At 32.4% G+C, this 7,621-nt stretch carries 6 protein-coding genes and 2 pseudogenes; all 8 read left to right on the top strand.

All coding sequences use genetic code 11. From position 1 onward, the window contains the following. Positions 1–391 precede the first annotated feature (391 nt). On the top strand, positions 392–979 hold the full coding sequence (locus DN394_RS24970; RefSeq protein WP_001214842.1) for a TetR/AcrR family transcriptional regulator: 588 nt from the start codon (positions 392–394) through the stop codon (positions 977–979). A 17-nt stretch (positions 980–996) separates the two neighbouring features. Then, on the top strand, positions 997–1,632 hold the full coding sequence (locus tag DN394_RS24965) for an HXXEE domain-containing protein (protein WP_000622767.1): 636 nt from the start codon (positions 997–999) through the stop codon (positions 1,630–1,632). Between the two features lie 554 nt (positions 1,633–2,186). Continuing rightward, positions 2,187–3,386 carry an FAD/NAD(P)-binding oxidoreductase gene (locus tag DN394_RS24960; RefSeq protein WP_064056235.1) on the top strand — a complete coding sequence of 400 codons (1,200 nt, stop codon included), beginning with the start codon at positions 2,187–2,189 and terminating at the stop codon, positions 3,384–3,386. 66 nt (positions 3,387–3,452) lie between these two features. After that, positions 3,453–4,889 (top strand): MBL fold metallo-hydrolase, encoded by a 1,437-nt coding sequence (locus DN394_RS24955; RefSeq protein WP_000925294.1) that lies wholly within the window; start codon positions 3,453–3,455, stop codon positions 4,887–4,889. A gap of 83 nt (positions 4,890–4,972) precedes the next feature. After that, a pseudogene (locus DN394_RS24950) lies at positions 4,973–5,236 on the top strand (metallophosphoesterase); the annotation flags it as partial. A 207-nt stretch (positions 5,237–5,443) separates the two neighbouring features. Beyond that, the gene (locus tag DN394_RS24945; protein ID WP_000548621.1) at positions 5,444–5,695 is read left to right on the top strand and encodes a hypothetical protein; all 252 of its coding nucleotides are present in this window, start codon (positions 5,444–5,446) and stop codon (positions 5,693–5,695) included. 178 nt (positions 5,696–5,873) lie between these two features. Then, a pseudogene (locus DN394_RS24940) lies at positions 5,874–6,594 on the top strand (ABC transporter ATP-binding protein). Continuing rightward, positions 6,591–7,610 carry an ABC transporter permease gene (locus DN394_RS24935; RefSeq protein ID WP_001266752.1) on the top strand — a complete coding sequence of 340 codons (1,020 nt, stop codon included), beginning with the start codon at positions 6,591–6,593 and terminating at the stop codon, positions 7,608–7,610. Before DN394_RS24940 ends, DN394_RS24935 begins: the two are co-directional and overlap by 4 nt. Positions 7,611–7,621 lie beyond the last annotated feature (11 nt).

Raw genomic sequence — 7,621 nt, 5'->3', positions numbered from 1 at the left:
TATTAATAATAAAATAAAAATCTATAACAAGGGGATTCAATTCCAGTTAAAAAAAACTAGGACACAGTAATACATTAGTTACCAACAAATAGGATGCATAAAAAATTGTGTTCATCTTTTTTCCTAGAAAAGAAAAAAAGTTAATTTATATAATTTTTTACACAACCGCTCAATTATTAAAATTACCGACCGCTCACATTATTGAGTGACTGGAAAACAACAAAGACGTTCTTAAATGTATGTAAAAACTTTAATAACAAAGATAAAAAAAGAATAGGTAATCGGAAATGTCGAAAGGATTAAATTGATATTAAAAATTGAAGGTGATACCATAAAATTAAACGATGTTTAAAACGTTGTTTAATTGATAAATTTTAGAGGAGGAGATAAGTTGAGGGGAAATGAAAACATATCAACGAAAGAAAAGATTTTAAATACAACATTGGAGTTAATTAAAGACGAAGGATTCGAAAGTGTAACAATAAGAAAAATTGCAGCATTGTCAGATACAAATATCGCGCTTGTAAATTACCATTTTGGCTCAAAGGAGAAGTTGATTAGCGAAACAATTAAAGTCCTATTAATTAGCTTTCAAGGCACTTTTTCTATTTTAGATGATATTAAAGTGCCAGCGAAAGAAAGATTAAAAATATTTTTACTTGATTATGTACTAGTAATTCGGCAATACCCTGAGTTAGTTAGGAAAATTATTGCAATGGGAACTACGGTATTTACATCTCAATACGAATATGGAGATTTTTTGAAGAGTCTTGGTTTTAGTAAAGTGAAGAATACTTTGAGTGAAATAACAAATGAAACGGAACAGGAAATTTTAATGATGATGACAGTGCAAATATTCGGATCCGTTTTTCTTCCAGCATTAATGATGCCAATTCTTGAATCAGGAGCAGATATAAAAATACTGCCTGTAGAAAAACAAATTGATTTCCTATTTGAACGCTATTTTTATAAAAATTGAGATAGTGGGTGGTAGAGATGATTAGTTTTTTTAGAAAACACTGGTGTGATGTAGGCTTAGTAATGGCTATTGCTGTCGTAGGTTGTTTAGTCGCAAATTTTGGAGAAATGAGTGAAATAAAAGTACTGTTAGCGTTAAGTTTTGTAGCCATTTTAGTGCATCAATTTGAAGAGTATCGTTGGCCAGGTTATTTCGCTGGTCTGTTTAATGTAGTTATATTTAAAAGTGATATACCAGATCGTTATCCATTAAATACGCAATCTGCTATGGTAATAAATATTTTGATTGCGTATGTTTTTTATTTACTTCCGGTTTTCTTGCCAAATATTATATGGCTTGGATTGGCACCTATTTTAATGGGGTTTTTTCAATTCATATGGCATGGTATTTTTGCGAATATAAAAGCAAAAACAATATACAACCCAGGATTAGGTGCGGTTGTATTACTACATGTTCCGATTGGTTATGCATATATGAGATATGTTCTTTTACACAATTTAGCTACAAATTTGGATTGGATATTAGGTTTAATCTATTTTCTAGTAGCTACCTATTTTTTTATTATAAAAGGAAATATGTTACTGAAAAGTAAGGAGACAATTCATTACTTTTCAAAAAAGCAATTAGGTCCGTACAATGATGCATTTAAGTGATTCAGAAGGGATTTTGGGTGCTGAAGAGAGTACAAGTGAATTACAAAAGAAAGGTGTGTAGGCGCCTTTCTTTTGTTTGAAGGAGATTTTTGTATTTTGGGGTAGCGTCTCATGCCCATCAACCTAAGAAATTCATTGTTCCTCAAAATGAAAAAAATGACCTGAATTCTCATAAATAATGGTTGTAGTTATATAAAATTTTTGTTTTAGGGATACCTCAAAGTGTTAGCTTAATAAGAATAATCCTTAGCCTCCTTTAGATGAGAAAGGGGCTTTTTTACATATGAAATTACATGGGTCTTTAAAGATAGCTTTGAGCGTAGAGAGAAACTGAAATAAAAGTAAGGTCGGGTAAAGACTAGTATTGAAAAATATAAAAGATGGAAGTAGCATAGGGGATTTACGCATAAAGTAATATTGATGGTAAAATTAACAAAATTTTCATTTGATTCAGATAAATATGTGGTGCTTTTAACTTATAATAATGTTACTACAATGAAAATACGGCTGCGAACTAGTTATTTTAAAAATCAAATTTAGATGGGAAGAGGATAATGAAGACCAGAGATAGTTATAAAATTATTGTAATTGGTGCTGGGACTGCAGGAATATCTTCTACTGCACATTTGTTACGAAATGTACCCCTATTGAAAGAAAGTATAGCAATTATTGATCCATCAAAAAAACATTATTTTCAACCACTATGGAGTTTAGTGGGGGGAGGAATTGTTTCAAAGGAAAGTACGATGCGTGATCAAGAATTGCTTATTCCAAAAGGTGCAACGTGGATTCCTAAAAGTGTCGTTAAGTTGTTTCCGGAAGAAAATAAGCTACTTTTAGATGATGGACTGCTGATTGAGTATGAAATACTTATTGTAGCAGCCGGTATACAAATAAATTGGGACGGCATTAAAGGTTTAAAGGAGTCTATTGGGACTAATGGGGTTTGTAGCAATTACTCTTATAAATATGTTGATTCTACTTGGAGAGAAATTGAAAAATTTAAAGGAGGAAATGCAGTTTTTACCCACCCAAACACTCCAATTAAATGCGGTGGTGCTCCACAAAAGATTATGTATTTAGCAGAAGAGTATTTTTCTAATAGCGGTGTAAGAAACAAAAGTGAAGTAATGTTTTATACGGCGAACGCTAATATATTTCAGGTTCCACGTTATGCTAATACATTAGAACAAGTACTAGAAAGAAAGCAAATTATAACGAATTATAATAAAAACTTAGTAGAAATTATTGCCGAAAAAAGAGAAGCAATTTTTGAAGATACGCAAACACTGAAAAGAGAAACTGTACCATACAGTATGATCCATGTTGTTCCACCAATGGGGCCACCTAATTTTATTAAAGAGAGTGAGATAAGTGATTCTCAGGGGTGGGTAGATATAAGCCCTTATACTTTGCAGCATGTACAGTATAAGAATATTTTCGGACTTGGAGATTGTACCAATTTACCCACCTCTAAAACTGGAGCGGCAATTCGAAAACAAATACCTGTCTTAAAACAAAATATTAAGGACGTACTTAACGGAAGAGACTTGCATGCTAAATATGATGGATATACATCCTGTCCGATTGTTACAGGTTATAAAAGTCTTATACTCGCTGAATTTAACTATGAACATGAGCCTCAAGAAACATTTCCGTTTAATCAAGCGAAAGAACGATATAGTATGTTTTTACTTAAAAGATATATGTTGCCCTATATGTATTGGAATTTTATGTTGAAAGGGATGCTATAGGAGAAGATAGAAAGCAGTTATACAAATGGAAAAGTAATTTGAAATAACTATTTGGAGGGAATAGCTATGCTTTTAAAATATTTTTATGATGAAAAATTAGCACATGCTTCCTATTTGGTCGGTTGTCAGAAGGAAGGCGTAGCAATTGTAATTGATCCAGGTCGTTATATAGAACAATATATAGAATTTGCTAAGAAAGAGGGAATGGAATTAATTGCTGTGGCTGAAACTCACATTCATGCAGATTTTCTTTCTGGGTCTAGAGAACTTTCTAATCTTTATCATGCAAAGTTATATGTATCTGATGAAGGAAATTGTGATTGGAAATATCAATATCTTAACGAAGGTCGATACAAATTGGTTAAAGAGGGCACAGAGTTTAAAATAGGTCATATAAAATTTAATGTAATTCACACTCCAGGGCATACGCCTGAAAGTATTTCTTTTTTAGTAACTGATACAAGTCAAAATAATTATACAAATGATAAGCCGATGGGAATATTCACAGGTGATTTTATATTTGTAGGAGATATAGGAAGACCTGATTTATTAGAAACTGCTGTAGGTATGAAAAATACTGCAAAAATAGGAGCGAAACAATTATTTAATTCTATACAAAAAATAAAAATACTCCCTGATTATTTGCAAATATGGCCATCACATGGTGCAGGAAGCGCATGTGGAAAAGCATTAGGAGCAATTCCAACTTCTACATTAGGTTATGAAAAGATGTTCAATTGGGCATTTCAGTGTAATGAAGAAAGTGATTTTGTATCGACTTTATTGACGGGACAGCCAGAGCCTCCAAAGTATTTTTCATTAATGAAGAATTTAAATAAGTCTGGTCCTCCAAATCGTAAGAAGAGAGATGTTATTGCTATTAAAACAGTAGAAAAACTTCAAGAAGTTATGACGAGCGTTCAGCAAATAGTTGATATAAGGGATGTAGAGAGTTTTGCTTCTGGTCACATTGAGAAATCAATTAACATACCTTATAACAATTCCTTTACAACTTGGTGTGGATGGTTACTAGATTATAAAACAGAAACTTTAATCATTCTAGATGAGGAAAAGGTTAGAGTGGAGGAAGTTATTAGAGACTTTGAATCTATTGGGCTAGATAATATTATTGCTTTTGTACCTGTAAAGGTAATACAAAGATTGAATAGATTAGAAAGTTACAAAGAAGACACATCAATCGAATTATATCCGCATATAAAAGGTGGAAGTGTTAAGTTAATCGACGTGCGTAGTAAAAAAGAGTGGGAGGAAGGACATCTTCATGATGCAATACATATCCCTTTAGGAAATCTATTTAAGCAGCTAGATTGTATACCAAAAGATTGCCCAATAGTTTTACAATGTCGAACCGGATTGCGTTCCGCTATAGCAGCTAGTATTTTACAAAGAGCAGGTATAAAGGAAGTAGTGAATTTAAAGGGAGGATTTCTTGCATGGCAAAAAGAAGAGCTTCCTTATAAAACATGTAATCGCAATGTGTAGGGAAATAAATTTTATTAATTTATCCGATAAGGAAAATTGCGGATTACATAGGAGTATATCTATATATAGGAGCAATAGATGATTTATTCTATAGACCTGAATTTATTCAGAATTATGCTGATGAGCAAATAGATTTAGTGTTATCAGGGCATGCTCATGGAGGGCAAGTTAGATTGCCATTTATCGGAGGTTTAGTTGCTCCAAATCAAGGGGTTCTCCCTACATATACAGCCGGTTTATATGAAAAACAAAATACGTCTATGGTAGTAAGTAGAGGACTAGGTAATAGTATCATTCCGCAAAGAATTTTCAATAGACCAGAACTTGTAGTCGTACAGTTAAATTGAACTGTACGATTTTTTGTATAGAAAAATAAGCCATATGTAATTTATACAAGTTAACATTACAATTTTGTTAAAAATTTTCTACGTTACATAAAGTAACAAAATTTGACCCGTAAAGTTTGTTATAGTGTAAATAATCAAAAAACTTAAAAATTAGTCGAGTGAAAAGTGTGATAAGGAATCTGTATAAAAACATAAAGGGGTGTACACATGCATAAAGAATATGAAATTGAAGAGTATACGGCGATTGAGGAACAAATACATTATTATTGTAAATGCTTATTAGTAAGTCATCCTGATCAAATTATAAAGTATTTAGAAAAAAGGTTAGAAAAATATGCAGAAACATTACAATATGCCCATTTATATCCCGACACAGTTATATTACCGTTACAGCAATTAGTTATCGAATATTCTTTAGATGTTGCTAGAATTAGGAAATATATGAATTTAAAAACGTAAAATAAAATATATAATTTAAATGAAACAGAGTCGACTTTAAGAAATGATATTCTAATGTCGACTCTGTTTCATTGTTTAAGATTGAAAATACATACTAATCAATGAAGTTTGACATATAATTACGCAAGAGTAAAATAAAAGTGAGTACTCACTCATTTTAGAAAAGGGGGAAGAATACGTGCAGCAACCTGCCATTATTTTACGGACTGTATCAAAAAGTTTTGGAAAAAAAGAAGTGTTACACAATCTTTCATTGCAAGTTGAAAAAGCAGAGATATTTGGTTTAGTTGGGCCTTCAGGTTCAGGGAAAACGACTCTTATTAAATTGATTGCAGGTATTAATGAGGCAACGAAAGGTGAAGTGCTTGTATACAACACGAACATGCCTAATTTAAATGAAAAGAATTGGTTATATGGCTCAGGCTGATGCATTATATGAAGAACTATCAGCATATGAAAATGCAGATTTTATTGCAACGATGTATGGATTAAAGGGAAAACATAAAAAAGAAAGAATCGAAGAGGTTTTTGACCTTGTACAATTATCACAACATATAAGACAGCAAGTGCAGCATTTTTCAGGTGGGATGAAGAAGCGTTTATCATTAGCGATAGCACTCCTTCATGAACCTGAAATATTAATTTTAGATGAGCCAACAGTGGGGATAGATCCACTTCTTAGAAAAACAATCTGGGAAAAATTTTATGATTTGAAAAAGAAAGGCACAACTATTATTGTAACGACGCACATTATGGATGAAGCTGAATTTTGTGAACGCCTAGGATTAATTAGAGAAGGGAAGCTAGTTGCGACTGGAACACCTGAAGAATTGAAAAAACGGGTATCATCAGGACGGATTGAAGATGTCTTTTTGTTGGAAGAGGTGGCTCTATCATGAGAGTTACTGGTGTAATCATTCGTATTATTCGCCAATTTTTTCGAGATAAACGTTCGTTAGCGATGATGTTTGGGGCACCAATGTTATTACTTTGGTTATTGTCTCTAGTGTTTACACAAAAAGACTATGTACCGCATATCGCTGTAGTTGATGTGCCTGCTCCTATTGTAAAAACAATGAAAACTCAAGAAGCCTCAATTTATGAATACGGCAAAGAGAAAGCAATTTCAGAGTTAGAACTGCAAAAGGTAGATGCAGTAATTTATTTAGAGAATAGGAAAATGAATCTTTTATTAGAAGGAAGTGATTCATCAAAAAATCGTGCTGTACTTCAAGTTTTACAAAAGAGTACAGAAAAGAATGAAGTATCAGTTATGAAGCCTGAGGTAAATTACTTACATGGCTCTAAAGACTTTACAATGTTTGATGGGCTTGGTCCCGTATTGATTGGTTTCTTTACATTTTTCTTTGTATTTATATTGTCTGGAGTTTCCTTTGTTAGAGAACGTTTAAGTGGTACATTAGAGAGGTTATTGTCCACTCCAGTGAGAAGATGGGAAATAGTTGTAGGATATATTATTGGTTTTGGAATCTTTGCGTTTATACAATCAATTATAATCGTGAATTTTTCAGTTTATATTTTAGATTTGTATGTAGCTGGTTCCATATGGCTAACGCTACTTATTACATGCCTGCTTTCTTTAACGGCATTAACTTTAGGGACGTTTTTATCAGCATACGCAAATAATGAATTTCAAATGATCCAGTTCATACCGCTTGTCATTGTGCCCCAAATTTTCTTTTCTGGGTTGTTTCCAATTGAATCTATGAATAAGTGGCTACAAATGTTAGGGAAATTATTTCCGCTCACATATGGAGCTGACGCAATGAGACAAGTGATGATTCGAAATCAAGGATTTACAGAGATTGCGTTAGATCTAACTGTATTACTACTTTTTTCTCTATTATTTGCAATAGGGAATGTATTTGCATTAAAGAAACATCGGAAAATATAATGATGATACAA

The organism is Bacillus sp. BB081 (assembly GCF_008368895.1).
GTDB lineage: Bacteria > Bacillota > Bacilli > Bacillales > Bacillaceae_G > Bacillus_A > Bacillus_A wiedmannii.
The sequence above is the reverse complement of the archived record's forward strand: the minus strand, read 5'-3'. Positions and strand labels throughout refer to the sequence as shown.

What these genes read in the sequence shown, in the direction of transcription:
- DN394_RS24965 (WP_000622767.1), top strand. Translation starts at nt 997, where the DNA reads ATGATTAGTTTTTTTAGAAAACACTGGTGTGATGTAGGCTTAGTAATG.
- DN394_RS24960 (WP_064056235.1), top strand. Translation starts at nt 2,187, where the DNA reads ATGAAGACCAGAGATAGTTATAAAATTATTGTAATTGGTGCTGGGACT.
- DN394_RS24955 (WP_000925294.1), top strand. Translation starts at nt 3,453, where the DNA reads ATGCTTTTAAAATATTTTTATGATGAAAAATTAGCACATGCTTCCTAT.
- DN394_RS24945 (WP_000548621.1), top strand. Translation starts at nt 5,444, where the DNA reads ATGCATAAAGAATATGAAATTGAAGAGTATACGGCGATTGAGGAACAA.
- DN394_RS24935 (WP_001266752.1), top strand. Translation starts at nt 6,591, where the DNA reads ATGAGAGTTACTGGTGTAATCATTCGTATTATTCGCCAATTTTTTCGA.